At 60.6% G+C, this 22699-nt stretch carries 27 protein-coding genes; 10 read left to right on the top strand and 17 right to left on the bottom strand.

The features are described from left to right. Positions 1-28 precede the first annotated feature (28 nt). From QA643_RS08770 to QA643_RS08740, 7 genes are all read left to right on the top strand, one after another. Positions 29-607, top strand: a complete 579-nt coding sequence (locus QA643_RS08770; RefSeq protein ID WP_283032790.1) for a TetR family transcriptional regulator — start codon at positions 29-31, stop codon at positions 605-607. Between the two features lie 29 nt (positions 608-636). Then, complete coding sequence (locus QA643_RS08765) at positions 637-1488, top strand: alpha/beta hydrolase (protein WP_283032789.1); 852 nt, start codon at positions 637-639, stop codon at positions 1486-1488. Between the two features lie 31 nt (positions 1489-1519). After that, the gene (locus QA643_RS08760; protein ID WP_283032788.1) at positions 1520-1726 is read left to right on the top strand and encodes a hypothetical protein; all 207 of its coding nucleotides are present in this window, start codon (positions 1520-1522) and stop codon (positions 1724-1726) included. Between the two features lie 171 nt (positions 1727-1897). Continuing rightward, positions 1898-2089 (top strand): hypothetical protein, encoded by a 192-nt coding sequence (locus QA643_RS08755; RefSeq protein ID WP_283032787.1) that lies wholly within the window; start codon positions 1898-1900, stop codon positions 2087-2089. A 153-nt stretch (positions 2090-2242) separates the two neighbouring features. Beyond that, a complete protein-coding gene (locus QA643_RS08750; RefSeq protein ID WP_283032786.1) occupies positions 2243-3403 on the top strand; it encodes an iron-containing alcohol dehydrogenase in 1161 nt (386 codons plus the stop codon). A 203-nt stretch (positions 3404-3606) separates the two neighbouring features. Next, entirely contained in the window at positions 3607-4506 is a 900-nt protein-coding gene (locus QA643_RS08745; RefSeq protein ID WP_283032785.1) for an alpha/beta hydrolase, read from the top strand. Positions 4507-4602: 96 nt separating this feature from the next. Continuing rightward, positions 4603-5586, top strand: a complete 984-nt coding sequence (locus QA643_RS08740) for an NAD(P)H-binding protein (protein WP_283032784.1) — start codon at positions 4603-4605, stop codon at positions 5584-5586. Positions 5587-5793: 207 nt separating this feature from the next. Here the strand turns inward: QA643_RS08740 and QA643_RS08735 are convergent, their stop codons facing one another. From QA643_RS08735 to QA643_RS08725, 3 genes are all read right to left on the bottom strand, one after another. After that, the gene (locus tag QA643_RS08735; protein ID WP_283032783.1) at positions 5794-6240 is read right to left on the bottom strand and encodes a helix-turn-helix domain-containing protein; all 447 of its coding nucleotides are present in this window, start codon (positions 6238-6240) and stop codon (positions 5794-5796) included. 128 nt (positions 6241-6368) lie between these two features. Further along, complete coding sequence (locus QA643_RS08730; RefSeq protein WP_283032782.1) at positions 6369-6551, bottom strand: hypothetical protein; 183 nt, start codon at positions 6549-6551, stop codon at positions 6369-6371. A gap of 19 nt (positions 6552-6570) precedes the next feature. Then, positions 6571-7161, bottom strand: coding sequence for a TetR/AcrR family transcriptional regulator (locus QA643_RS08725; protein ID WP_283032781.1), 591 nt, complete (start codon positions 7159-7161; stop codon positions 6571-6573). Between the two features lie 194 nt (positions 7162-7355). Between QA643_RS08725 and fabF the strand changes: the two genes are divergently transcribed. Further along, positions 7356-8618, top strand: a complete 1263-nt coding sequence (fabF, locus tag QA643_RS08720; RefSeq protein WP_283034746.1) for a beta-ketoacyl-ACP synthase II — start codon at positions 7356-7358, stop codon at positions 8616-8618. Positions 8619-8687: 69 nt separating this feature from the next. Then, entirely contained in the window at positions 8688-9467 is a 780-nt protein-coding gene (locus QA643_RS08715; RefSeq protein ID WP_283032780.1) for an SDR family oxidoreductase, read from the top strand. Positions 9468-9696: 229 nt separating this feature from the next. On the opposite strand, the gene QA643_RS08710 is transcribed toward QA643_RS08715, so the two are convergent. From QA643_RS08710 to QA643_RS08655, 12 genes are all read right to left on the bottom strand, one after another. Next, positions 9697-10152 (bottom strand): response regulator transcription factor, encoded by a 456-nt coding sequence (locus QA643_RS08710; protein WP_283032779.1) that lies wholly within the window; start codon positions 10150-10152, stop codon positions 9697-9699. Between the two features lie 266 nt (positions 10153-10418). Further along, a complete protein-coding gene (locus QA643_RS08705; RefSeq protein WP_283032778.1) occupies positions 10419-11453 on the bottom strand; it encodes a Gfo/Idh/MocA family oxidoreductase in 1035 nt (344 codons plus the stop codon). Positions 11454-11459: 6 nt separating this feature from the next. Further along, complete coding sequence (aroQ, locus tag QA643_RS08700) at positions 11460-11909, bottom strand: type II 3-dehydroquinate dehydratase (RefSeq protein ID WP_283032777.1); 450 nt, start codon at positions 11907-11909, stop codon at positions 11460-11462. Positions 11910-11922: 13 nt separating this feature from the next. Further along, positions 11923-12669, bottom strand: coding sequence for an amino acid ABC transporter ATP-binding protein (locus QA643_RS08695; RefSeq protein WP_283032776.1), 747 nt, complete (start codon positions 12667-12669; stop codon positions 11923-11925). A gap of 59 nt (positions 12670-12728) precedes the next feature. Continuing rightward, positions 12729-13556, bottom strand: a complete 828-nt coding sequence (locus tag QA643_RS08690; RefSeq protein WP_283032775.1) for a transporter substrate-binding domain-containing protein — start codon at positions 13554-13556, stop codon at positions 12729-12731. Between the two features lie 51 nt (positions 13557-13607). Further along, positions 13608-14264 (bottom strand): amino acid ABC transporter permease, encoded by a 657-nt coding sequence (locus tag QA643_RS08685; protein WP_283032774.1) that lies wholly within the window; start codon positions 14262-14264, stop codon positions 13608-13610. Positions 14265-14274: 10 nt separating this feature from the next. Then, positions 14275-14943: an amino acid ABC transporter permease gene (locus QA643_RS08680; RefSeq protein ID WP_283032773.1), complete on the bottom strand. Its 669-nt coding sequence runs from the start codon at positions 14941-14943 to the stop codon at positions 14275-14277. Positions 14944-15060: 117 nt separating this feature from the next. Further along, the gene (gene aroE, locus QA643_RS08675; protein ID WP_283032772.1) at positions 15061-15888 is read right to left on the bottom strand and encodes a shikimate dehydrogenase; all 828 of its coding nucleotides are present in this window, start codon (positions 15886-15888) and stop codon (positions 15061-15063) included. Positions 15889-15891: 3 nt separating this feature from the next. Then, positions 15892-17118 (bottom strand): CoA transferase, encoded by a 1227-nt coding sequence (locus QA643_RS08670; protein WP_283032771.1) that lies wholly within the window; start codon positions 17116-17118, stop codon positions 15892-15894. Further along, positions 17115-17585, bottom strand: coding sequence for a MaoC/PaaZ C-terminal domain-containing protein (locus QA643_RS08665; RefSeq protein WP_283032770.1), 471 nt, complete (start codon positions 17583-17585; stop codon positions 17115-17117). Before QA643_RS08665 ends, QA643_RS08670 begins: the two co-directional genes overlap by 4 nt. A 13-nt stretch (positions 17586-17598) precedes the next feature. Then, a complete protein-coding gene (locus QA643_RS08660; RefSeq protein WP_283032769.1) occupies positions 17599-17985 on the bottom strand; it encodes a VOC family protein in 387 nt (128 codons plus the stop codon). Between the two features lie 4 nt (positions 17986-17989). Continuing rightward, the gene (locus QA643_RS08655; protein ID WP_283032768.1) at positions 17990-18934 is read right to left on the bottom strand and encodes a ketopantoate reductase family protein; all 945 of its coding nucleotides are present in this window, start codon (positions 18932-18934) and stop codon (positions 17990-17992) included. Positions 18935-19036: 102 nt separating this feature from the next. On the opposite strand from QA643_RS08655, the gene QA643_RS08650 reads away from it, so the two are divergent. Then, on the top strand, positions 19037-20017 hold the full coding sequence (locus QA643_RS08650; protein WP_283032767.1) for a LysR family transcriptional regulator: 981 nt from the start codon (positions 19037-19039) through the stop codon (positions 20015-20017). A gap of 425 nt (positions 20018-20442) precedes the next feature. Here QA643_RS08650 and QA643_RS08645 read toward each other — a convergent pair whose 3' ends face one another. Both QA643_RS08645 and QA643_RS08640 read right to left on the bottom strand, forming a co-directional pair. Further along, positions 20443-21630 carry a Gfo/Idh/MocA family oxidoreductase gene (locus tag QA643_RS08645; protein ID WP_283032766.1) on the bottom strand — a complete coding sequence of 396 codons (1188 nt, stop codon included), beginning with the start codon at positions 21628-21630 and terminating at the stop codon, positions 20443-20445. After that, positions 21627-22685 (bottom strand): sugar phosphate isomerase/epimerase, encoded by a 1059-nt coding sequence (locus QA643_RS08640; protein WP_283032765.1) that lies wholly within the window; start codon positions 22683-22685, stop codon positions 21627-21629. Before QA643_RS08640 ends, QA643_RS08645 begins: the two co-directional genes overlap by 4 nt. Between the last annotated feature and the right edge of the window lie 14 nt (positions 22686-22699).

Raw genomic sequence — 22699 nt, 5'->3', positions numbered from 1 at the left:
TCGATCGAAATCTATATGGAGGTGCACCATGCGTGTGAGTCGCGTTCAAGCCGCGGAGAACCGCCAAACCGTGATTGACGTGGCAAGTCGCCTCTTCAGGGAGCGCGGCTTCGACGGCATCGGGCTGAAGGATCTGATGAAGGCGGCCGGGCTAACACAAGGCGCCTTCTACAAGCAGTTCGCGTCAAAAGAGGATTTGGCGATAGAGGCCTCCAGGCGCGCGTTGGAGGGCGCTTCCCTCCGATGGTCGGACACGGCAACGAAAAATCCTGATGATCCGCTCGGCGCGGTGATCGCGTTTTACCTCAGCGGCGACCATCGCGAAGAAAAGATGGACGGCTGCCCGATCGTAGCGCTCGGCGCCGATGCCGCCAGACAGGGAGCCGACGTGAAGGCGGCATTCGAAGCGGGAATAAAGGCACATCTTGAAGTGCTCGGCCGCTTCATTGCCGAGGCCGGTGGCGAGGCGTCCAGTAGCAAGGCCATGGCCATTCTCGCGACGATGGTCGGCGCGGTGACACTATCGCGCGTCGTCAATGACCCTGATCTGGCTCAGGCACTTCTGGATGCGGCAGTTGAACAGGTTCGCGAAGCCGCTGCCGCTTGAGAGATCGCCTTCAAAGCGGAGAGAGTCAAATGCGTAGCGCGACTGAAGTCAAACCAAGTCTGCTCAAACTATCGGATACGTTAAGCGTCCGTTTTCAAAAGATCGGCAGCGGGCCTCCGCTGCTTCTGATACATACCATCCGGACGCAGCTCGAATATTTTCGCAGTCTGGCTCCCCTCCTCGCCAGTTCGCACACGGTCTACGCCATTGATCTGCCTGGCCACGGCCACTCACCAATCGATCCAACCGCAAGCTTCGACGAACCCTATTTCAGGCGGGCCGTCATTCGCTTCATCGAGGAACTGGATCTCTCCAACGTGACGCTTGTTGGCGAGTCGATCGGCGGTGCATTGGCCCTCACGGTGGCGGCGTCGCTTCCACAGCGGGTGAAGCGGGTCTATGCGATCAACCCCTACGACTACGAGACCCGCTACGGCGACGGCATTCGACGCGGCAACTGGTTTGCGAATCTTATCATCGGAAGTTTGCAGATCCCGCTGCTCGGCGCGATCAATGCATCGCTCGAAAACAAGATGGTCCTCGGCAAGATTATGGGCGGCGGATATCACGACCCCGGCAAACTGCCGGCCGATCTGCTCGCTGAGTTCAATGAAGTGGCCCACCGCCCGGGATACAGGCGGGTCGCACGAAAGGTGCTGGCAGGCTGGCGATCCTGGAGCAAGGCCCGCGATTATTATCGGCAAATCTCGGCGCCTGTGACGCTCATCTATGGCGATAGCGATTGGTCCCGGCCAAATGAACGCGAACGTACACGGTCACTCATTCCTGTCGCACAATTGGTGATGCTCAAGAATACCGGCCACTTCTCGGCTGTCGAGAATCCGTCGGAGCTGGCTCGCGCGATCTTGGCGACAGATTGAGCGCAGTGATCGACGACACGAGTGCGCAACGATGCTCAAGCGCTTCTGGGAACGTCTGAATTGCTGGGCTGAAGCGCTCGGCATGGACGATCCGCGCGGCGACTACATGTTCAGGCTGGAAGATTGTGTCTCAAAGCTTGAGCGCGAACTCGAATATCTTCGGATCCAATCCCGAACGACGTCCGCCGGCTCGGCGAATGACCGCGTTCAACACCAGCAAAGTTATCCTCAACAGTGAACGCCGCAAATTCCGAAGACCGCTGTCACGAGTTATTTATCTCTTCGTTACCGCCTGCAGAGCTTCACAGTTCATGCGGAGATCCTATTTCGATATTGAATGATCGTTATCATATCGTGGTTGAAGCGGTCCACTAACTGCAAATTCCGGCACTTAGGCTTTGGAGCAAATATGGGCGAAGTTATTCGGTTTGTGTCAAAGTCCGAGCGCGAGCGAGACCGTCTCATTCGAGAGGCGCGTGCGATTTATGACAGCATCTTCCCGCCAGCCGATCCAGTCAGCGAGAAGCGAAATGACGCACCGGCGAGCCCTACGGGCGTTGTCGCCCATACCTATCGTCGCGACGATTTCCTCCCATCTTAGTCAAGACCACCGCCCTACTTTGCGGTAGTTCCTATCCGGCAGATTGCCCGAGCAGATCGGCAGCGCATGGCGAGAGATTGCATCGCCCCAAGTCCCCGGTTGCGCTCCAGTCACTATTGATAATATAGTCACTTGGATTTAGGGAGAAACAAAATGCGCAAGGCCGGCGTGCACAACTTTCCAGCAATTGATCGTGTCATCTATGGCACAGCTGCTTCCGAAGCTCTGAACGAAGAGGCAGAGCGGCTGAATGCAAAGCGCGTCTTCCTTCTCGCCAGTCGAACGTTGAACACCAAGACCGATGAGATCGAGAAGATACGGCGTGCGCTGGGCGACAAACATGTCGCGACCTTCGACGGAATTGCTCAGCACACGACCCGCAAGCAAGCCGCCGATGTTGCCCGTCAAGCCAAAGATGCAAGAGCTGATCTGATCGTGGCTGTAGGTGGTGGGTCCGCCGTCGATCTGGCAAAAATAGTCATCATGGCGATGGAACATGACATCCGCGATGAAGCGGGGTTCGATCCATTCCCCATGGGCCCGGGCGTAAACGTCTCTCCGTTCCGTCCGCCCACGGTCCGCCAGATCGCGGTCCCATCGACGTTGAATGGTGGCGAATACAATGCAGCAGCGCTGGTCACCGATGAGCGCCATAAGCTGAAGCAGATTTTCTTCCACCCCCAAATGTCGCCCGTGGCGATTATTCTCGACCCTGCCCTTACCCTGCATACGCCGCCCAGCCTATGGATGGGATCGGGAACGCGCTCGATGGATCACGGCATCGAAGCGTTGTGCTCGCCCGCCGGCACCCCGCTGGCCGATGAGGTCGTCCTGGCCGGCATCCGCACCCTGCGTGAGGGAATGCTCCGGACCTTGCAGCAAGGTGACGATCTGGAGGCGCGGCGACTATCCCAGCAGGGCTCATGGCTCGCGTCGTTCGGCCTCCAGGCACGCGTCCCGATGGGAGCAAGTCACGGCATTGGCCATGTGCTCGGAGGGACTTTCGACGTTCCTCACTACTATTGCACACCCGTTATCATGCCGAGCCTGCTTCGATACAACAAGCCATTCACCGAGGATGCTCAGAAACGTCTAGCAGCGGCTCTTGGCCGGCCGGACATGGCGGCGGCAGACGCTTTTGCAGAATTCACCAAGAGCCTTGGATTACCAGGCCGTCTTGCGGATGTCGGCATCGGCGAAGACAAGTTTGGCAAGATCAGCAAGATTGCAATCAATCATCGCTTCATCCAGGCCAATCCGCGGCCTTTCAAAAGCGAAGCCGATATCGTCGATCTGCTGCGAATGGCCGCTTAGCCGAGATAGGCTCAGCGCAATAACGAAATGACGAATAGTCAGCCTCGCATACGATGGGCGTACGGGTCGGGCGCGCGGGGTTTCCGCAGCCGGTCCATCGCAGCATCGATGGCGCCGGATTGAATAGCACGTCAGGCGTTACCGTCTTTCTCCCCTGTTTAATAACAGTCATCATCCAAGTGAGATACGAGGATCGTGTAACCATGCCGGACAGCCCCGCGTCCCCTGCCCTGGACCGCATCCGCAAGCGCACGGTCCGCGCCAACGGGCTCGATTTTCCGATCCTCGAAGCGGGGAACGGTCCCCTTGTGCTATGCTTGCACGGCTTTCCCGATCATGCACAGAGCTGGGTTCACTTCCTGGGTCGTCTCGCGCAGGAAGGATATTGGGCCGTCGCGCCGGCTCTGCGAGGATATTGGGTCGATGGCGCCGCACCCGACGGATCCTACCGCGCCTTGGCGACCGGGCAGGACGTGTTAGCGCTTATTGAAGCGCTGGGGGCCGAGCAGGCTGATCTGATCGGCCATGACTTCGGAGCGCGCGCAGTCTATGCCGCAGCAAGCCTCGATGCCGCCCGCGTCCGCAAGCTTGTTGGATTGGCAGTCCCCTATGGAAAGGGACTGACGACAGCATTCATCGCCGATGGCGATCAACAGCGGCGAAGCTGGTATATGTTCTTCTTCCAGACTCGCCTGGCGGAGACGGCGGTTCAGCTCAACGACTTTGCATTCCTCGACCGGCTCTGGCGAGAATGGTCGCCGGGGTATGTGCTGCCGCCTGCGGACCGTTCCGCGCTCAACGAGACGTTTGGCCAACCGGGAGTCCTGACCCAGACCCTGGCCTATTACCGGCAGTTGTTCACGCCGCCGTCTGATCCGGCCGCCCTGGCCCTTGAAGCCCGCGCGAGCGGCCCAATTGCTGTCCCCTCGCTCTATCTGCACGGGGAGGACGACGGCTGCATGTCTGCGCAGCTTAGCGACAGCATGGAGACGGCGTTCACAAATGGATTCGAGCGCATCGTGATACGTGGCGTCGGTCATTTCCTGCATCTTGAACAACCCGACGCAGTGTTGAGCCACGTCTTGCGCTTCCTGAAACGCTGAGCGGCCTCTGAGAGCGAACGGTCGGCTGTACCTCGATGGCGCGAACCGGCTTCGCTTCAACGAACAACCAGTTGCCTAGCCGAAAAGGACATTTCGATGTCGAAACGGAATCCCATTTTGATCACTGGAGCCGGCGGCGAAGTCGGCTCCGTAAGCAAGACGATGATCAACATGCTACTGGAGCAGCAACATCCGGTACGTGCCTTCGTGAGGCGGGACGATGAGCGGGCGGCGGCGCTTCGACAGATCGGAGCCGAAGTGTTCGTCGGGGATCTGCTCAACGTCGCCGATGTCGCCGCCGCCCTGAAGGGTTGCCGCCGGATCTACTTCAGCATGAGTTTGAACCCGTACTATACCGACGCCAGCATCTTGATAGCCGCCGCTGCGCGTGCGCAAGGGGACATTGAGGTCTTCGTGAACATTTCGGAGTTCGAGCAGTCCTACATGACGTTCGATAAAATGACCGACGCCTACGAGGCGCGCCTCGAATGGCTCGGGGGACTTGTCGCTGAATGGTCACCGCAGCAGAGAGGCCATTGGGCATCGGAGCAGGCGCTGAAGTGGTCCGGCCTGCCGGTCGTCAATATCCGGGCGACCATGTTCGTTGAGAATCCTATCCTTTCCTGGTTTCCGCTAAGGCAGTTGCTTGGTGCGGGCGAACTGCACCTGCCTTTTGGCACGCAGAAGATCGCACCAATCGCCGCTTACGATGTTGCGGAGGTTTGCACGAAGGTCTTGATCGATCCTTCGGCGCACATGTCGATGTCGTATGAGCTCACAGGACCGGAGTTGAAGGACATGCATGGGTTTGCAGAGGATTACGGCGCCGCGCTGGGACGACGTATCTCGTATGTACCGCAGGACTTGGATGCCTGGATCGAGACATACATCAATAGTCCCATCGCGCCTCGCAGTCCGCATATCGCAGACCACCTAGGAACAATCACCCGCCTGGTCGCAGGTGGACGTTATGATGTTATCAACGACAAGCTTGAAGGGTTGCTTGGGCGCGCTCCCAGGGGCGTCCGATGGGCCCTCGGACGAAATCCCCGCGTTCGCAAAGCTCTGGAGGCCACATGATCATGCTTCAGTTCACCGACGGCAAAGTCAGCTCTCCCCCTTGCAGCTTGGGCGCTTAGGCGCGGCGAGAATGAGGTCACGGCCAAGACGAGCGTAGTGTACCAGCACCGCCCTGAGGCTCGACAGATCGATCGGCTGAGTGTCTCGCCAAACCGGCTGGCCGCGACGGACAGCGGGGGCAAACCGCCCTTGCTTGGCTCAATCCCCTTAGCTCTTCAGGGAAACGGCTTTGCCACCGGTTTTTGCCCGCTGAACCGGCCGACGGGCTATGGCGTCGGCCGCTTGTTGCAGGCGCCGGAAAGCCTCGTCGTGCTGGAGACCAGGATTCAACTTACCGCCGAGGTGCCGCATGCCCCATCGGCCAAGAGCCAGAACGATAACACCGAGCTCACGGCCTCGGTCCGTAAGGGTATAGGCGGCTCGCGGGGGATGGTCGCTGTAGAATTCGCGACGTACAAGGCCGTGTGCCTCAAGTGTTTTTAGACGGTCTGAGAGCACATTAGGCGCCATGCCGGGCAGACGCTCTTGAAGGTCCTGAAATCGCATGGTGCCCGGGAGAAGATCGCGGATAATCAGCAACGTCCAGCGCGTGCCTACAATGTCGAGCGTTCGTGCTACAGGACAAGACGCATCAAGACTTTTCTTCTTTGCCATTCCGGGCCCAACCTAGCTTGCCGCGACCCGCGGCGCACTGACTTGCAGATATATAGTCAATATAATCCGAATTGGAACTCCCCCTTTCGGCCCCTCGGGCCAATACCCTCACCCATCATTAAATCCCATTACAGACGCCCCATGTCCTTCAATGACTTGATCGCGCCAACAGTGTCGTTTTGAATTGGCGACTCAATCATCTGATCGACGGTATGGGCAGGTGCCTTTACTGGATAGGTCAAACCGCAAGCAATCATCGCAGCAGCGAATCCAAACAAAATAACAATCAACAACTTCGTATAGCTGAACATCTCGTTCTCGAATAGCTGACTATAGTTTCTTTCCTGCCGTATCTGCGAGCGTGTTTGCTGCACGAATGCCCGCCGCAAGTATGGCATCGGACATCGAGCGGTCTTCGACCGCGCGCGCGAGCTGAAGCGTCCCAACAAGCACGGCGAAAATTCCGATCGCAGTATCATGCGGTGAGTGGCCGAGACTGTTCTGCGGCAGTCGTCGAGCCAGTTGCTCGAAGAACTCGTTCATCCGAGCCGTGTAGGCCTTGCGGACGGAGCGCGGCTGACGGCCAATCTCGGGAAGCAGCGCAGCGGAGGCACAGCCAGAGTCCGGGTGGTCGCGATGCTCGGCGGAGAGGTAGCAACGGATCAGCTCACGGAGTTCTCCAGGGGAGGCGTCAGCTTCAGCCAGGTGATGCGGTTGCTCATCGAGTGCACACTCGATTCCCTCCCGGACCAGATCGTTCTTCGAGCGGAAGTGAGAGTAGAATCCGCCATTCGTCAGTCCTGCCTCGGCCATAATCCCGGTCATTCCCGTGGCGGCAATACCCTGCCGCCTGAACTTCTTAGCTGCGACCTTCAGGATCCGTTCATGCGAAGTGTCCTTGTGGCCCTTGGTATATCGCATGTGGGGAATCTCCACCGGAGTACGACCTATTGTATTATGCTCTTAATATGATATTTATATCATCATCCAATTGGATCACAATAGCATCGACGAAGGCTTTCCATGCGGCAAGATGGCAAAGTGGCGATGTGAGCGGGGCTTCAGCAGGAATCGGACAAGCTCGGCCAAGGATAGCTCAGAAAGGTAATGTCATCATGCGTCGCGTCGTCGTTACGGGACTAGGATTGGTATCACCGTTGGGTTGCGGCAGTGAGTTGGCATGGTCCCGCCTGCTTGCGGCCCGGTCCGGGCTGGCTGCCCTTCCCGAATGGGCGGCTGCCCTTCCCGCGCGGGTCGCTGGAGTAGTGCCGACAAAGGCCGACGATCCGGATGGAGGCTTCGATCCGGATCTGGTTGTTCCTCCCAAGGATCAGCGCAGGATGGATCGTTTCATCCTGTTCGCGTTGGCTGCCGCGGCCGAGGCTATTGCGCAAGCGGCATGGACTCCTTCCGACGCACACTCGCTGGAGCGCACGGCGACCGTGATCGCATCCGGCATCGGAGGCTTTCCGGCAATTGTCGAGTCGGTTCGCACCACCGATCAGCGCGGCGTCAGGCGCCTCTCGCCGTTCACTGTGCCGTCTTTTCTCGCCAATCTCGCGGCCGGGCATATCTCCATCCGCTATGGCTTCAAGGGCCCCATCGGTACGCCGGTCACCGCCTGCGCCGCGAGTGTGCAGGCAATCGGAGATGCAGCGCGTCTGATCCGAAGCGCAGAAGCCGACGTTGCAATCTGCGGGGGCTCGGAGGCCTGCATTGATCTTGTGAGCCTCGGCGGCTTCGCCGCTGCCCGGGCCCTTTCGACCGGCTTCAATGACACGGCAGCGCGCGCGTCCCGCCCCTTCGACCGCGACCGCGACGGCTTCGTGATGGGCGAAGGAGCCGGCATTCTCGTGATTGAAGAATTGGAACACGCGTTCCGGCGGGGCGCCCGACCGATCGCCGAAATCGCCGGCTATGGCACGACAGCTGATGCCTACCATATCACGTCAGGACCCGAGGACGGCGACGGCGCGCGACGCGCCATGGAAGGCGCCTTGCGGCAGGCCGGCCTCAAGCCCGGTGATATCCAGCATCTCAACGCCCATTCTACTTCGACGCCGGTTGGCGATGTTTCCGAACTGGAGGCGATCAAAGCCGTGTTCGGCCGCGACGGAAACATTGCCGTGAGCGCCACCAAATCGGCGACCGGTCATCTGCTCGGCGCAGCCGGGGGAGCGGAAGCGATCTTCACGATCCTCGCGTTACGCGACCAGATCGCGCCGCCTACCCTCAATCTCGAAAATGGCGACGCGGCCGCTGATGGCGTCGACCTCGTGGCCCGGAAGGCTCGGCCCATGACAATGGAGCATGCGATCTCGAACGGCTTCGGCTTCGGAGGTGTCAACGCCAGTGTCATCTTTCGACGTTGGGAGTGAGGCCGCATACTAGACATCGTCGACACGTCGTTGCCAGTAACTACCAGTTCTAACACGCGAGCAAGCGAAATGACTCAGTCCAAGCAGGACGCCCACCCCCCCGTCCAGGATGTTGCACTCATTGTCGGTGGCGGTCCGGGCATCAGCTCAAGTTGCGCGAGGCTGTTCGCAAAGAACGGTATGCGTGTCGCTATAGCAGCCAGGAATCCCGAAAAAGCGGTTCTTGAGAAACTCGAAGAGATGCATGGGGTGCGTCGATTCGCTTGCGATGCGAGCGAACCGGCGGCTGTGGACCAATTGTTCAAGGATGTCGTGCAGGATATTGGGACGCCGAGGCTTGTGGTGCATAACATCGACGGCCGAGTCCCCGGCATTTTCCGCAAGAGTGTTATCGAAGCCGACCCGATCATGGCACTCGAAACACTTCGAAACTCGGCCTTCAGCGCCTTCCTGGTCGGACAGCAGGCTGCACGGCTCATGCTTGGAAACAGACCCGACGCCAACGGCGCGAAGGGAACGATCATCTTCACGAACGCCAGCGCGGCGCTCAAAGGCTTCCCATCGAGCGGCGCCTTTGCGATGGCATGTCATGCCAAGTCGGGACTCGCGCAGAGTATGGCAAGAGAACTGATGCCGCAGGGTATCCACGTAGCGAATGTGCCGATCGACGCTGCAATCGGCTGGACTCAGGAGGATGGGACCCGCGCACACCGACTGGCGGGAACGACCGTCGACGACAACATGGCCAACCCTGACCATATCGCCGAAACATATTTGCAACTGCATCGCCAGCATCGGTCGACGTGGGCGTTCGAAGTCGTGCTTCGGCCATGGGTCGAAAGGTGGTGACTAGCATGCGCCGACGCGCCCCACCTCACGCGCACCATTAGTCTCGCTTACCCAATCCCGGAGAGCGGCAGCGACGCCCTCCGGGTCGTGCTCATGCGCGGAGTACTCGGTGTTGAAGGCGGACGCCGCGCCCTGCACTTCAGCGCATCGAGATGTTTGGCGAAATTCTGCAACCCCAATTCCATAGGGAAACCTCCCTACGTTGCCATTATATATCGATCAGTCGGCGCTAGATCGGGCGAGAGAAGGTTGCAGCTTGCATCCTGTTCTTGACGCTCAGCTTCACGATGATGTTGTGCACATGATCCTTGATCGTCGAAACCTCAAGTCCGAGTTCGCGGGCGATCTGCTTGTTCGAAAGATTGTGCCCTAGCAGGCGAAGATTGATGTGTTCGCGACGTGACAGGCGTTCGAGTCCGGCGCTACGTTCGCGGCTGGCGGCGAGTTCGCTCAGCCGTTCCTGCATGAGCCGCGAAATGCGCGGTAGGCACAGGAATTGGCCATCAGCGGCAGCAAGACTGACGCGTACCAGGTCTTCGATCGATTCTTCCTTCGTCACATATGCACTGGCCCCCTGCCTCGAATGAGGCCGGAATTTCCGTGTCTGCGCCACGGCAAGATCGGACGGCTCGCCAATGCCGACGATTTTGGCCCTTGGGCGAGGTTCATCCAATCGGGCTGACATCTTGCTCCTCAGGCCCCTTCTGACAGGCACCGCCGCAAGTTTTTGAAAGGATTGGTGGGCGCACCAGGGCTCGAACCTGGGACCCGCTAAAGAACAATCAATGACTTATTCGTCGTACCACCGGGCTTATCTGACCGAAAATGGGCATTCGTCGCACGATCATAGTGCTTCGTTGCGCTTCCTATTAGCGGGGCCTTGATCGTCCGCCAAACGTCGAGTGCGCGATAACCTCGATACTCCGGCGTTGACGTCTGTGCTTTCCCGCTTCAAAACGACACGAGATTTTGGGTTTCCGCTGCGCGCTTGATCGCGTCAATCACTTCGAGGGTTTTGAGACCTTCGCGCGCGCTCACCACAGGCGCAGCCGTACCGCGGATAACCGCACAGAAATTGGCAATCTGCAGGCCAAGCGGGTCTTCCTTCTCGTACCTCAGCCGCTCGCGCTCTATCGGCGTCCACCAGCTGGTCTTGCTTGGATGATGCCAAAGATCGAGTTGCGGAATAGACAGCGATGCCCTCGTGCCGCCGATCTGGTAACAAGTCTCCTGCGTATGACTGTACGCCGGGTTCTCACCAGCCGTGAATTCCCAGCTCCAAGGCGACTGGATCGTATCGGAGACATTGACCGTTCCCAGCGCGCCGGAGGCGAAATGCAGGATGACCACCGCGGTCTCTTCAACGGCATTTCCACGCAGTCGATTGGATTGGGCAGCCTGTACCGCCACGATATCCCCACACAGATATCGCAATAGGTCGACATCGTGGATGAGATTTAGGAAAACAGGGCCCGCCCCTTTTTCGCGGCGCCAAGCCACATCGAAATAATCGTCCGGCTTGATCAGCCAGAACATGCCATGCACCGATACGATCTGGCCGAGCCGGCCGCTGTCGATCTCCGTCTTGGCGCGCTGAATCAACGGGTTGTGGCGGCGATGATGGCCGGTGAGCAGCGGCACGCCCGCCCGCTCGGCGGCTTCGACCAGGGCTTGTGCAGCGACGACATCATCCGCTAACGGCTTCTCGATGAGCGCTGGGACGCCCGCAGCGATACAATCCATGCCGTTGGCCACGTGCATCTGGTTGGGGGTGGCGACAACCACTCCCTCTGGCCGATCTTCGGAGAGCAAGTCCTGAAAGGACGGAAACCAGTCCACCTTCAGCGAAACCGCCAACTCTTGCGCCGCCGGCGTCGGATCGACGATCGACGACAGTGCCGCCTCCGGCCGCGCGAGAATGTGTTCGATGTGTCGCTTGCCGATGAGACCCGCTCCCATCACCGACAGGCGGACGGGCGCACTCATACGATGCTACCCCGTCTTCTCATCAAGCAGCTTGGCCACACGACGCAAGCCGAGCAGATAACCCTGAGTGCCGAAGCCTGCGATGACCCCATCAGCTCGTTTGGAGACAAACGAGTGGTGGCGGAATTCCTCGCGCTTGTGCACGTTGGAAATGTGCACCTCGATTACTGTTCCCTCGAACGTGTTTAAAGCATCCAGGATGGCAACCGACGTATGGGTGAAAGCCGCGGGATTCATCACGATACCGGCAGCCGTCTCGCGCGCCTCGTGGATCCAGTCGATCAGCTCGTATTCCCTGTTCGACTGGTGAAAGCGCATCTCCAATGCGAGCTCCCCGGCCAGCGCCCGGCAATCGCGCTCCACGTCCGCAAGCGTCTCGTGACCGTAGATGTGGGGCTGGCGCTTGCCGAGCAAATTGAGATTTGGCCCGTTGAGGACGTAGACAAGACGACTCATAGAAGAACTCCGTTCAGTGATGGGCAAGGATCTCGCCAAGGAACTGCTTGGTGCGGGCGTGCTGTGGATTGCGGAAGAAAGCGTCGGGCGCGCCTTCTTCGATGATCTTCCCTTCAGCCATGAAGATGACACGATCGGCAACCTGGCGGGCAAAGCCCATCTCGTGGGTGACGCAAATCATGGTCATGCCGTCGTTGGCGAGGCCTATCATCGTATCGAGCACCTCCTTGACCATTTCCGGATCGAGAGCCGAGGTCGGTTCATCAAACAGCATCACCTTGGGCTGCATGCAGAGCGCACGCGCAATCGCGACGCGCTGTTGCTGACCGCCCGAAAGTTGAGCCGGATACTTCTCGGCCTGATCACCGATGCGCACGCGCTCGAGGTATTTTCGCGCGGTCGCCTCCGCTTCGGTCTTGCTGATGCGACGCGCGCGAATAGGCGCGAGTGTACAGTTTTGCAAGACCGTCATATGCGGAAAAAGGTTGAAGCTCTGAAAGACCATACCGACGTCCTGACGTACGACATCGATAGCCTTGATGCTATCGTCCAGCCGGTGACCGTTCACCACGATACTACCCTGCTGGATCGGCTCGAGGCGGTTGATACAGCGGATCAGAGTCGACTTGCCTGAGCCGGACGGACCGCAGAGCACGATCTTCTCGCCCTTGCGCACGGTGAGATCGACATCGCGAAGTGCCTGGTACCCGCCGTACCATTTCTGCACGGCTTTCATTTCGATCAGGATCGGGTCCTGCATGCTGGTCTCCGCTGTCGGGCGGCAGCCAACGCGGATCGCGCGTCGGCCGCTCGCAGTGGCTACTGGATGGTGAATGGAACGCCGGGGACCGAGTCGGGGAAGGTCGGCACGGGCACCTTCATCCATTTAGCGTAGAAGGCGGCCAACTTGCCGTTCGACTTGATCTGGTCGATGAATTTGTTGGCCGTCTCGTTCCACTCCTTGTCTCCCAGGCGCGTGCAGGCCCCGTTGTACAGAGCGGTGAAGTGAAGCTTGGGTTCGAACCCGAGTTCCGGCTTCGCCGCATTCAGACGCTGCGGGTAAAACAAATTCGCACCGACGGCCTGGACCTGGCCGGAGAGCAGCGCCTGGATCGTGGCCGCGTCATCATCAAATCTGCGGATCTCGGTGCCTGCTGGAGCACTATTGGTGACCTGGGTGTCCTGCGTGGAGGACCTCGGAACGCCGATAACGTACTTGCCCATATCGGCATTGCTGTTGATCGGGGTCGCCTTGGCAGCAACAAGTGTAATCTCGTTGGCAACATACGGCTTGGAATACTGCACCGCCTTTGCGCGCTCGGGCAGCATGGCCATGGTTGCGAACAGAATGTCTACGCGGCCCGTGGTCAGCGCCGGAATACGATTCGCCACCGCCAGCGGGACGAACTCGGCCTTCACGCCGAGATATTCAGCGAAGGCGCGCCCCATGTCGGCATCGATGCCATCCTGCTTTCCTGAGCTATCGACAAAGCCCCAGGGAGGATTGTCGCCCTGAATTCCGATGACGACGACACCCTTCTTCTTAACGTCTTCCAGAGTGCCCGCCTGCGACTCGCCTGCGACAGCGATGGCCCCCAACGTCAGCAACGCAATGCCGAACTGGCGACGATTGAGTGCAAACAACATTAGTATCTCCTCCTGATGATGGCTGTATGTGATTGGGCAGGTGCGCCGTTCCTACCTTTGATTGGCCAGGGCCAGCCTGGCCTCCATGCGACTGCCCCACCATGAGAGTGGCCAGCAGAGGATGAAATACATTGCGCCAACCACGCCGAAGACGAGCAACGGCTGGAAGGTCTGGTTCGATACGATTTGACCGGCGCGGGCGAGTTCGATGAAGCCGACGATGGCGGCGAGCGAAGTGCCCTTGATGAGCTGCACGAGATAGCCGATGGTCGCCGGCAGCGAGATGCGGATCGCCTGCGGCAGCACGATGTCGCGCATGCGAGACGAATAGTGCAGTCCAAGCGCCATCGCCGCCTCGGTCTGGCCGCGCGGCACGGCCTGTATTGCACCGCGCCAGATCTCGCCAAGGAAGGCGGAGGCATTTACAGTGAAACCGATCGCCACCGCGACGAACGCGTCGAGCTTCAGCCCGGTAAGCGCCAATCCGTAATACACGACGAAAAGCTGCAGCAGCAGCGGAGTGCCCTGGAATATCCCGATGTAAATGCGGATAATCCGTTCCACCCCCTTATGACCACAGGTGCGCAGCAATGCTACGGCTAGCCCCGCCGTGCAGCCGCCCGCAAACGCGACCAGCGTAAGCAGCATCGTCCATTGCAGCCCACGCAGCAGGAAACCGAACTCGGGAAGACCAAAATGCGGTGCCATGATCTCCCCCTCAGCGTGTCGGATATGAGAAGAAGCGGTGAGAGATGACCGCGAAGCCCAGCATCAACAGCCAGGAGATCGCGAGATAGAGGAAGGTGACGGAGAAATAGACTTCGAAGCTGCGGAATGTGTCGCTTTCGATGCGCTGCGCAACCGACGTCAATTCGTAAGCCGATACCGCCGAACAGATCGACGAGGTCAGCGTCAGCATGATGAACTGACCCGTGAGCGAGGGGTAGATCGCGCGGAGTGCGGGCTTGAGCACGATGAAGCGGAATACCTGCCCCTTGTGCAGGCCGAGCGCGTAGCCGGCCTCTACCTGTCCTTTATGAATTGACTGAACGCCGCCGCGAATGATCTCGATGGCGTAGGCGCCGCCATTGACACCGAGTGCGATAATGGCGGTAGCGGTTGGATTGAGCTTCAACCCGATGAGCGGCAGGGCGAAGAACAGAAAGAAAATCTGCACCAGGAAAGGCGTATTGCGCACGATCTCGACGAAGCCGATCACGATGGCACGCAACCAGGCCGCCTTCGCATCGCGTGCCGCGACGCCGGCAACACCGATAATCATTGCGAGCGTCATTCCGGCAAGCGCCAGGCCCAACGTACCCACGCATCCCCACAGCAGTGCGGGCATTGCATGCCAAAGCACCGAGAAATCGAGCGTGTAGCCCATCTTGCGTTTCCTCTCGGGCGTTGTGCGTGCCGCTCGCCCGTCGGCCCCGGGGGGTCACCCTCTGCCGCTCAGACCGACGAGAAAGCTGGAGTTCGGATGCATGCTCGGCGTCGCCCGTCAGCTCAATGGGACGGTCAGTTCGGCGATGACCTGAGTCGTGCTCGGTCGAACGCCGCGCCACCAGACAAAGGCTTCCGCCGCCTGCTCGACCAGCATGCCGACACCGTCGGCCAGCTTGGCTACGCCTTCGGCGCGGGCCGCTTGCAGAAAGCGAGTCAATCCTTTGCCGTAGGCGAGTTCGTATGCCAGCTCCGCACCGCGGAAGACATTGCTTGGAAGTGGCGGCATTTCACCTCGCAGGCTGGCCGATGTCGCGTTGACCACGACGTCATAGCCCTCGGCAAGATCGGCCAGTTCGGCATAACCGCTGACAATCAGGGGACCACAGCCGGCAAACTCTTCGGCCAATGCCACCGCTTTCGACAGCGTTCGGTTGACGAGAACCAATTCGGACGGCTCCTGCCGCAGGAACGGCAGCAGCGCGCCACGCGCTGCTCCTCCAGCCCCGAGCATCAGGATGCGTCGGCCGGCCACTTTGACGCCGAGATTGACGGTGATGTCACGCACCAGGCCGATCCCATCGAAATTCTCGGCAATGATCCGGTCGCCGTCGAATTTAAGGCAGTTCGCGGCACCTGCCCGTCTGGCGCTCTCTGAGAGCTCGTTTGCGTAGGCGAAGGCATCGAGCTTGAACGGGGCGGTGATGTTTAGCCCCTTGGCGCCCTCCGTCCGGAATTGATCAACCCGTTCGCTGAAGCCATCGAGGGGTCCCTCGATCGTCTCATAGACAAGGTCCTGTCCCGTCATTTTGGCGAAAGTGCCATGGATGAGGGGTGATTTGCTGAAGCCGATCGGATTGCCAATCACCGCATAACGATCGCTCATGGCTCACTCCTGCACTGCAACTTCGTTGTAGAGGACACCGTCGCGCACCATCGCCTCAACGAGCTCGGCCGAGAGTCCCAGCGACTCTGCAATGCGGCGATTGTCCTGGCCAAGCAGTGGCGCCGGAGTACGCACCGTGGTGTCGCAGTCGGAGAAACGGAAGGGTAGGTTCGGCAGCGTCACCATGCCGAGCACTGGATGCTTCTGCTCGACCAGCATCCCGCGCGCGTGGATCTGCGGATCCCTCACGACCTCTTCGATGGTCTGCACAGGAGCTGACGGCACACCTGCTTCATCGAGTGCCGCAAGACAAGCATCCCGAGACGGCTGCGACAGCGTCCAGTTGCGCACAATCTCCATGGCTTCGGTATAATGGGCGTTCCGCGCGGCAGGCTTGGCGAAGCGCTCGTCGGATGCCAACGTGTCCCCTCCAATCAGGCTCGCCAATCGTCGCCACGCATCATCGACTTGCGCGGCGATGACAAGATTGCCGTCCTTGGCCGGAAAGACACCGTAGACAGTCGAGTCCGGCTGTCCGCTGCCGGTCTGCCTTGGCAGGTCGGTACCGCCGGAGAGGAAGTAACGCTGAACCGCATAGTCGTGCATCGAGACCATGCAGTCGTACAGTGCCAGATCGATGTGTCGGCCGCGCCCGGACGACGCGCGGCCAACCAGCGCCGCATTGACGGCAGCCACTCCGTGAATGCCGGCATACATGTCGGCCAGTGGCATCCGCAGCAGCGGCGGCGCTTCGCCGGGATTGCCCAGCTGCGCCAGAGCGCCCGACATCGCTTCTGCGATCAGGCCGAAGCCCGGGCGGTCGGCATAGGGACCGGTGTGGCCATAGGCGGAGACCGAGCAGTAGATCAGTCCGGGATTCCGTGCCGAGAGTGCCTTGTAACCGAGCCCGAGGCGCTCAAGGGCGCCGGGGCGGTAGTTCTCGATGAGGACATCGGCCGTGTCGACCAGCTTCATCATCATGTCGAGGCCACGCGTGTCGCGCAGATCGATGCAGAGCCCCTGCTTCCCCATGTTCTGTTGCAGGAAGTAGCCGGATTGTCCGTCCTTGAAATATCCATGGGCGCGGCCCGCATCGCCTGCCTTTGGACGCTCCACCTTGATGACTTCCGCGCCCATCGCGGCGAGGCAACGGCCCATGAACGGGCCTGCCAGGAAATGGCTGTAGTCGATAACGCGAATGCCTTTGAGCGGCAGATCCTGTGCGGTCATGCCTGCTCTCCTGCGGCGCTGGTCTTCGGACGCATCGGAATCATCAGCCGATGCTCACCGAGTTGCACCACTTCGCCGCGCTGATTGATGAGCTCTGAGGGCAGCACCACGATGCCCCACCCTTCCCGCTTCGTAGTGCGCATCGAGCCGACGCGGAACTTCACGTGCACGGCATCGCCGAGCTTGATCGGCAGTTTGAAATCCCACGTCCAGCCCAGCGACATTCCCGGGAGGAAGCGGTAGTCGGCACGGGTCTTCAAACCGTCGGCCAGCGACAGACCAAACAGCCCATGCGCGACGCGTGTGCCGAATGGTGTGCTCCTCGCGTACTCCTCGTCGACATGGACCGGCGTGAAATCACCCGTCAGTTCGGCATAGGCATTCACCATCGCTTCGGTGACCGTCACCGAAGGGGTGACGCATTCGTCACCGACCTTGGCATCGTCCCAGTAGCGCTCATCGCTCATATCGCGTCTTCCTCTAGGCACGGGGATTGATCGCCAGGGCGGCTTCCACGGCACCTGCGCTGGCTTGCAAGATTTCGACGTTGAGCCCGCCCGGCAGCTCGAGCCAGTTCGGCCCGGCAGGCAACGCCTTGGCGCCCCACGCGGCGGCACGGGCGAGCACACCTTCGTAATCGTCGACCATGATGCCGAGATGCGCGAGACGCCCCTCTGGTCCGACAAAATTCGGATCTTCGATGAGTTGCACGCTCCCGAGCACCCACACCTGACGCGGGCGCGCACCATCGGCGGGTTGCTCGTCGCGAATGGTGAGACCAAGCACCTCACGAAAGAAGTCGACGTGATGATCAACGTCCGGCACACGGATCGCGACGTGCTCGACATAAGCGCGAGGCAACGACATCGTCTCAGGTCTTTCCTGGATAGTCGCTGCGGGCGTATTCGATGCCCTTGACCAGCGCGACGAGGGTGGAGTTGACCGGGGTCGGCACGTTGAGCTTACCGCCCCAACGCACGACCGAGCCGTGAATGTAATCAACCTCGGTCAGATTGCCGGACTGCAAGCTCTGCAACATCGACGTCTCGAACTCGGGCGGTAGACCCGCGGATGCCATCGTCCAAGCGCGCCGCGGGTCGGTAATCGAGATCTTGACGCCGGCAGCTTGCGCGACGGCGATGCTCTCCGAGATTGCGGCCAGCGCACAATCTTCCAGGATCGGTAGCGAATAGAGGCCGCCATAAGTCAGCCCGGTAACGGCGGTAATTCCTCCTCCAGCGACGTTGATGAACAACTTGTCCCACATCGTGCCCAAGATGTTGTCGCTGAGCAGCGTGAGAACGCCGGCACGATTGAAAGTCTCGGAAATTCGCTGTGCGCGCTCCGTCAAGCGTCCATCAAGTTCGCCGATGATGGTTTCCTTGCCGATGACCCCGGAGCGAACGTGACCTGGGCCAAGCAGCACGCCACCAACGTAGGTCTTGCCCGCCATGACCCGGTCACGACCAACTTCCTCCGCAAGGATGTCCTCGTGACCAAGACCGTTTTGAAGCGACATCACGACCGTCTGCGGCCCGATGATCGGCGCTGCCGCCCGGATCGCATCCCGCGTGTGGTAGGATTTGACGAGGACGATGACGAGGTCCGCCACTATGCCGACCTGTGTCGTGGAGGTGCAGGCAGAGACCTTCACAACGGTCTCGGCACCACCTTCGAGCATCCGTAGACCACTGGCATTGATCGCGTCGACGTGAGCCTGAAACGGATCGATCAACCAAACCTCAGCACCACCGCGCGCCAGCGTGCCGCCAATGGTCGAGCCCAGGGCACCCGCTCCGATAAAGCAGATCCTCATCCGAACGTTTCTCCCGCGCCTTTTTTGGGGTCGGAAGCGTGGTAGCAGTCGGCTCCGTATTTGGATATGCTATGATCCTTATATCCATTATTGCGGATCGCAATGAATCACCGGGACCTCTCCGACACGAACCTGCTGGAGCCGCGCCTGCTCCGCCTCTTTGACGCATTGTTCGCCACGGGCAGCGTCACCAAGGCAGCCGAGAAGCTCGGTCAAAGTCAGCCGACTATTTCGATCTGGCTGGCGCGCCTGCGAAAGGAACTGGACGATCCGCTCTTCATCCGGTCAGCGGAGGGAATGCTACCGACTCCGCGCGCCGAGGCTCTCATCGGCACGGCTAGGCAGGCGTTGGAGATGCTGCGTCGTCTAGCGGAGCTTCGCACTGACTTTGATCCGACGGCTGCAAAACGCCGCTTCATCATCTGCATGACGGATGCGAGCCACATCACGCTCCTTCCGGCCATCCTCGCCCACGTCCGCCGTGTTGCGCCGGGCATCCGCATTGAGGCGGCGCAGATAGGCGTCGATACCCCACGAATGCTGCAGTCTGGCGAGGCCGATCTAGCGCTCGGCTACATCTCGGATCTCGATGCTGGACACTTCCAACAGGCACTGTTTCCGCAGGATTGGGTCTGCTTGGCGAACGCGAAACATGCTCGAATCCGCGACCGCATCACCGCAAAGGATTTCAGGCGTGAGGCGCACGTCCTCATTCGCTCCGGCACCGGACATCAGTTGCTCGCGGCCGCGCTACAGGAGCAGCGGATAGTTCTTGACATTGCGCTTGAGCTCCCCGGCTTTTTGGGATTACCCGCAATCGTTGGAACGACTGACCTGATCGCCACCCTTCCAAGGCACATTGGCGAAACGTTGGCTCACTATTACGGACTGCGCGTGCTCGACTGCCCGCTGGCGATCGCCGGGTTTACAGTGAAGCAATATTGGCACGCCCGTTTCCATCACGACCCAGCAAGCCAATGGTTGCGTGACATCTGCGGGGAGCTTTTTCAACAGCAGGAAGTGCGGGGTCTACATCGTTCCGGTCGGCCAAAGAAACGAAGGCCACGCGATTTGCCGTCGTAATGGAGCGCTTGCTGAGGTCGGCTTTCGACCCTCCTTGCCATACGACCGAAGCCAAACGTCCGCTTTGCGCGAAAAAGCTACCGATGTCATGTGTCCGGGTCGTTAGCGCCGGGGTTCCTCGCAGAGGGCAAGGCAGCTCCCACCACCTTTGCAGCCGACTAATTCAGAGAATGTTCAGTGGGCTACCATCTGGAGTGCTAAATCGTGGACGATCGTAGCTCGGCGTTTGAAATCGTGGTCCGTGGTAGCGGGGGTCGCTACATCGCGAATCCCACTATCTCGGAAGCGCTGTTTTCGTATCGACGGGCAGCTAACCGGCCCAGCAGCGCATTGCTAACCCGCCAAACGCCGCCTCTTGGGCGGAATTCTACTGCGCGCCGAAACGGCACAGAGCAGGTCCAAGTCCCGGGTCGTACTACCCCCGATCAGCGAGCTGGAAGGGCTGTCCAGGCGCTATCATTACGGCTCGACTCGATCACCGCGGAAATGAAGCGCATGGCGCGCAGCCCATCCTCGGCGGTCGGCAGCAGCGCTGCCGAGGCATCCGGCGCGCGGCCGGCCTCGCGGGCGCGGATCAGCGCCGCCGTATCGGCGTAAAGCTGCGCGAAGCCCTCGAGATAGCCTTCGGGGTGGCCGGCGGGAATGCGCGTGGCGTGCGCCGCGGCGAACCCCGCCGCCGGACCACCACGGGTGAGGGTTTGCGGCGGCTTGCCATAAGGTGTGAAGCGTAGATCGCCGGGACGTTCCTGATGCCAATACAGTCCGCCCTTCTCACCATAGATGCGCAGCTGCAGCCCGTTCTCATGGCCGGGCGCCACCTGACTTGACCACAGGGCGCCGCGGGCACCGTTGTCGAAGCGCAGCATCATCTGCACGTTGTCGTCGAGGCGGCGACCCTCGACGAACGTGGTGAGCTCGGCCGCAACCTGTTCGACGCGCAAGCCCACGACGAACTCCGCGAGATTGAAGGCGTGCGTGCCGATATCGCCAAGGCAGCCGCCGGCGCCGCTGCGCCCGGGATCCGTGCGCCATTCCGCCTGCTTCTGGCCCATGCGTTCGAGAGGCGTGGTCAGCCATTCCTGCGGATACTCGGCCTGCACCACGCGGATGCGGCCGAGTTCGCCGGCGGCGATCATCTCGCGCGCATGGCGGATCATGGGATAGCCGGTGTAGTTGTGCGTCAGCACAAAAACCTTGCCGCTCTCGGCCACCGCGCGGACGAGATCCTCGGCCTCCTCGACGGTGCGGCTGATCGGCTTGTCGCAGATCACATGGATGCCAGCCTCCAGGAACGCGCGGGCGATCGGATGATGGAGGTGATTGGGCGTGACGATCGCCACCACCTCGATGCCGTCCTGGCGCTCGGCTTCGGCGCGCGCCATGGTGCGGAAATCCGTATACGCGCGTCGCGGTGACAGGCCAAGATCGGCGGCGCTGGCGATGGCGCGCTCCGCCTCCGAGGCGAGCGCGCCGGCCACCAGCTCATATTGATCATCGAGGCGCGCGGCGATGCGGTGCACGGCGCCGATGAAGGCACCGCGGCCGCCGCCGACCATGCCGAGCTTGAGGCGCGGCTCGCGCGCTCCGACCGCATTGGCTGCCTCGATGGTCATCGGACGAGCCCGAGCATGCGGCGGTTGCCGAGATCGTCGCCGCCGCCGCCGGCGAAGTCGTCGAATGCCTTGTCGGTGACCTCGATAATGTGACGCTTGATGAACTCGGCGCCTTCGCGGGCGCCCTGATCGGGACTCTTGAGGCAGCACTCCCATTCGAGCACGGCCCAGCCCGGAAAGTTGTATTGCGTGAGTTTCGAGAAGACTGCCTTGAAATCAACCTGCCCATCGCCGGGCGAGCGGAAGCGGCCGGCGCGCTGCGCCCAGGATTGATATCCGCCATAGACTCCCTGTTTGGCCGTCGGATTGAACTCCGCGTCCTTGACGTGAAACATGCGGATGCGCGGATGATAGGCGTCGATGAAGCCGAGATAGTCGAGCTGCTGCAGCAGGAGATGGCTGGGATCGTAGAGGATATTGCAACGCTGATGCCCGCCGACACGATCGAGGAACATCTCGAACGTCACACCATCGTGAAGATCCTCGCCCGGGTGGATCTCGTAGCACAGGTCAATGCCAGCCTCGTCGAAAGCGTTGAGGATCGGCGTCCAGCGCTGGGCCAGCTCGTCGAACGCCGTCTCGATCAAGCCGGGCGCGCGTGGCGGCCAGGGGTAGATGTAGGGCCAAGCGAGGGCGCCTGAGAAGGTAACGTGGGCGGCGAGTCCCAGATTCCTCGAGGCGCGTGCCGCTTTCTTCACCTGGTCGACGGCCCAGGCCTGGCGCGCGGCCGGATTGCCGCGCACACGCTCGGGAGCGAAGCCGTCGAAGCCAATGTCGTAGGCGGGATGCACCGCGACGAGCTGTCCCTGCAGATGCGTCGAGAGCTCGCTCGGCACGAGGCCGAATTCGGCGAGCGTGCCCCTCACCTCGTCGCAGTAGGTCTTGCTCGCCGCCGCGCGCTCGAGATCGAACAGGCGGTCGTCCCAGGTGGGGATCTGCACGCCTTTGTAACCAAGCTCGCCCGCCCATCCGGCCATCGCGCGCAAGCTGTTAAACGGCGCCGAATCGCCGACGAACTGGGCGAGAAAAATGGCTGGGCCTTTGATGGTCTTCATGACGACTCCATGTT

Source organism: Bradyrhizobium sp. CB3481, from assembly GCF_029714305.1.
Lineage (GTDB): Bacteria > Pseudomonadota > Alphaproteobacteria > Rhizobiales > Xanthobacteraceae > Bradyrhizobium.
Note: the sequence above shows the minus strand (reverse complement) of the source record. Positions and strands in the feature narration are given on the sequence as shown.

Coding starts and splice junctions, on each gene's coding strand:
- QA643_RS08685 (WP_283032774.1), bottom strand. CDS start 14,264: ATGGCACCGCATTTTGGTCTTCCCGAGTTCGGTTTCCTGCTGCGTGGG.
- aroQ (WP_283032777.1), bottom strand. CDS start 11,909: ATGAGTCGTCTTGTCTACGTCCTCAACGGGCCAAATCTCAATTTGCTC.
- QA643_RS08665 (WP_283032770.1), bottom strand. CDS start 17,585: ATGAGCGATGAGCGCTACTGGGACGATGCCAAGGTCGGTGACGAATGC.
- QA643_RS08680 (WP_283032773.1), bottom strand. CDS start 14,943: ATGGGCTACACGCTCGATTTCTCGGTGCTTTGGCATGCAATGCCCGCA.
- QA643_RS08670 (WP_283032771.1), bottom strand. CDS start 17,118: ATGACCGCACAGGATCTGCCGCTCAAAGGCATTCGCGTTATCGACTAC.
- QA643_RS08660 (WP_283032769.1), bottom strand. CDS start 17,985: ATGTCGTTGCCTCGCGCTTATGTCGAGCACGTCGCGATCCGTGTGCCG.
- QA643_RS08750 (WP_283032786.1), top strand. CDS start 2,243: ATGCGCAAGGCCGGCGTGCACAACTTTCCAGCAATTGATCGTGTCATC.
- QA643_RS08730 (WP_283032782.1), bottom strand. CDS start 6,551: ATGTTCAGCTATACGAAGTTGTTGATTGTTATTTTGTTTGGATTCGCT.
- QA643_RS08650 (WP_283032767.1), top strand. CDS start 19,037: ATGAATCACCGGGACCTCTCCGACACGAACCTGCTGGAGCCGCGCCTG.
- QA643_RS08740 (WP_283032784.1), top strand. CDS start 4,603: ATGTCGAAACGGAATCCCATTTTGATCACTGGAGCCGGCGGCGAAGTC.
- QA643_RS08745 (WP_283032785.1), top strand. CDS start 3,607: ATGCCGGACAGCCCCGCGTCCCCTGCCCTGGACCGCATCCGCAAGCGC.
- fabF (WP_283034746.1), top strand. CDS start 7,356: ATGCGTCGCGTCGTCGTTACGGGACTAGGATTGGTATCACCGTTGGGT.
- QA643_RS08695 (WP_283032776.1), bottom strand. CDS start 12,669: ATGCAGGACCCGATCCTGATCGAAATGAAAGCCGTGCAGAAATGGTAC.
- QA643_RS08755 (WP_283032787.1), top strand. CDS start 1,898: ATGGGCGAAGTTATTCGGTTTGTGTCAAAGTCCGAGCGCGAGCGAGAC.
- QA643_RS08655 (WP_283032768.1), bottom strand. CDS start 18,934: ATGAGGATCTGCTTTATCGGAGCGGGTGCCCTGGGCTCGACCATTGGC.
- QA643_RS08690 (WP_283032775.1), bottom strand. CDS start 13,556: ATGTTGTTTGCACTCAATCGTCGCCAGTTCGGCATTGCGTTGCTGACG.
- QA643_RS08640 (WP_283032765.1), bottom strand. CDS start 22,685: ATGAAGACCATCAAAGGCCCAGCCATTTTTCTCGCCCAGTTCGTCGGC.
- QA643_RS08710 (WP_283032779.1), bottom strand. CDS start 10,152: ATGTCAGCCCGATTGGATGAACCTCGCCCAAGGGCCAAAATCGTCGGC.
- QA643_RS08765 (WP_283032789.1), top strand. CDS start 637: ATGCGTAGCGCGACTGAAGTCAAACCAAGTCTGCTCAAACTATCGGAT.
- QA643_RS08760 (WP_283032788.1), top strand. CDS start 1,520: ATGCTCAAGCGCTTCTGGGAACGTCTGAATTGCTGGGCTGAAGCGCTC.
- aroE (WP_283032772.1), bottom strand. CDS start 15,888: ATGAGCGATCGTTATGCGGTGATTGGCAATCCGATCGGCTTCAGCAAA.
- QA643_RS08715 (WP_283032780.1), top strand. CDS start 8,688: ATGACTCAGTCCAAGCAGGACGCCCACCCCCCCGTCCAGGATGTTGCA.
- QA643_RS08645 (WP_283032766.1), bottom strand. CDS start 21,630: ATGACCATCGAGGCAGCCAATGCGGTCGGAGCGCGCGAGCCGCGCCTC.
- QA643_RS08725 (WP_283032781.1), bottom strand. CDS start 7,161: ATGCGATATACCAAGGGCCACAAGGACACTTCGCATGAACGGATCCTG.
- QA643_RS08770 (WP_283032790.1), top strand. CDS start 29: ATGCGTGTGAGTCGCGTTCAAGCCGCGGAGAACCGCCAAACCGTGATT.
- QA643_RS08735 (WP_283032783.1), bottom strand. CDS start 6,240: ATGGCAAAGAAGAAAAGTCTTGATGCGTCTTGTCCTGTAGCACGAACG.
- QA643_RS08705 (WP_283032778.1), bottom strand. CDS start 11,453: ATGAGTGCGCCCGTCCGCCTGTCGGTGATGGGAGCGGGTCTCATCGGC.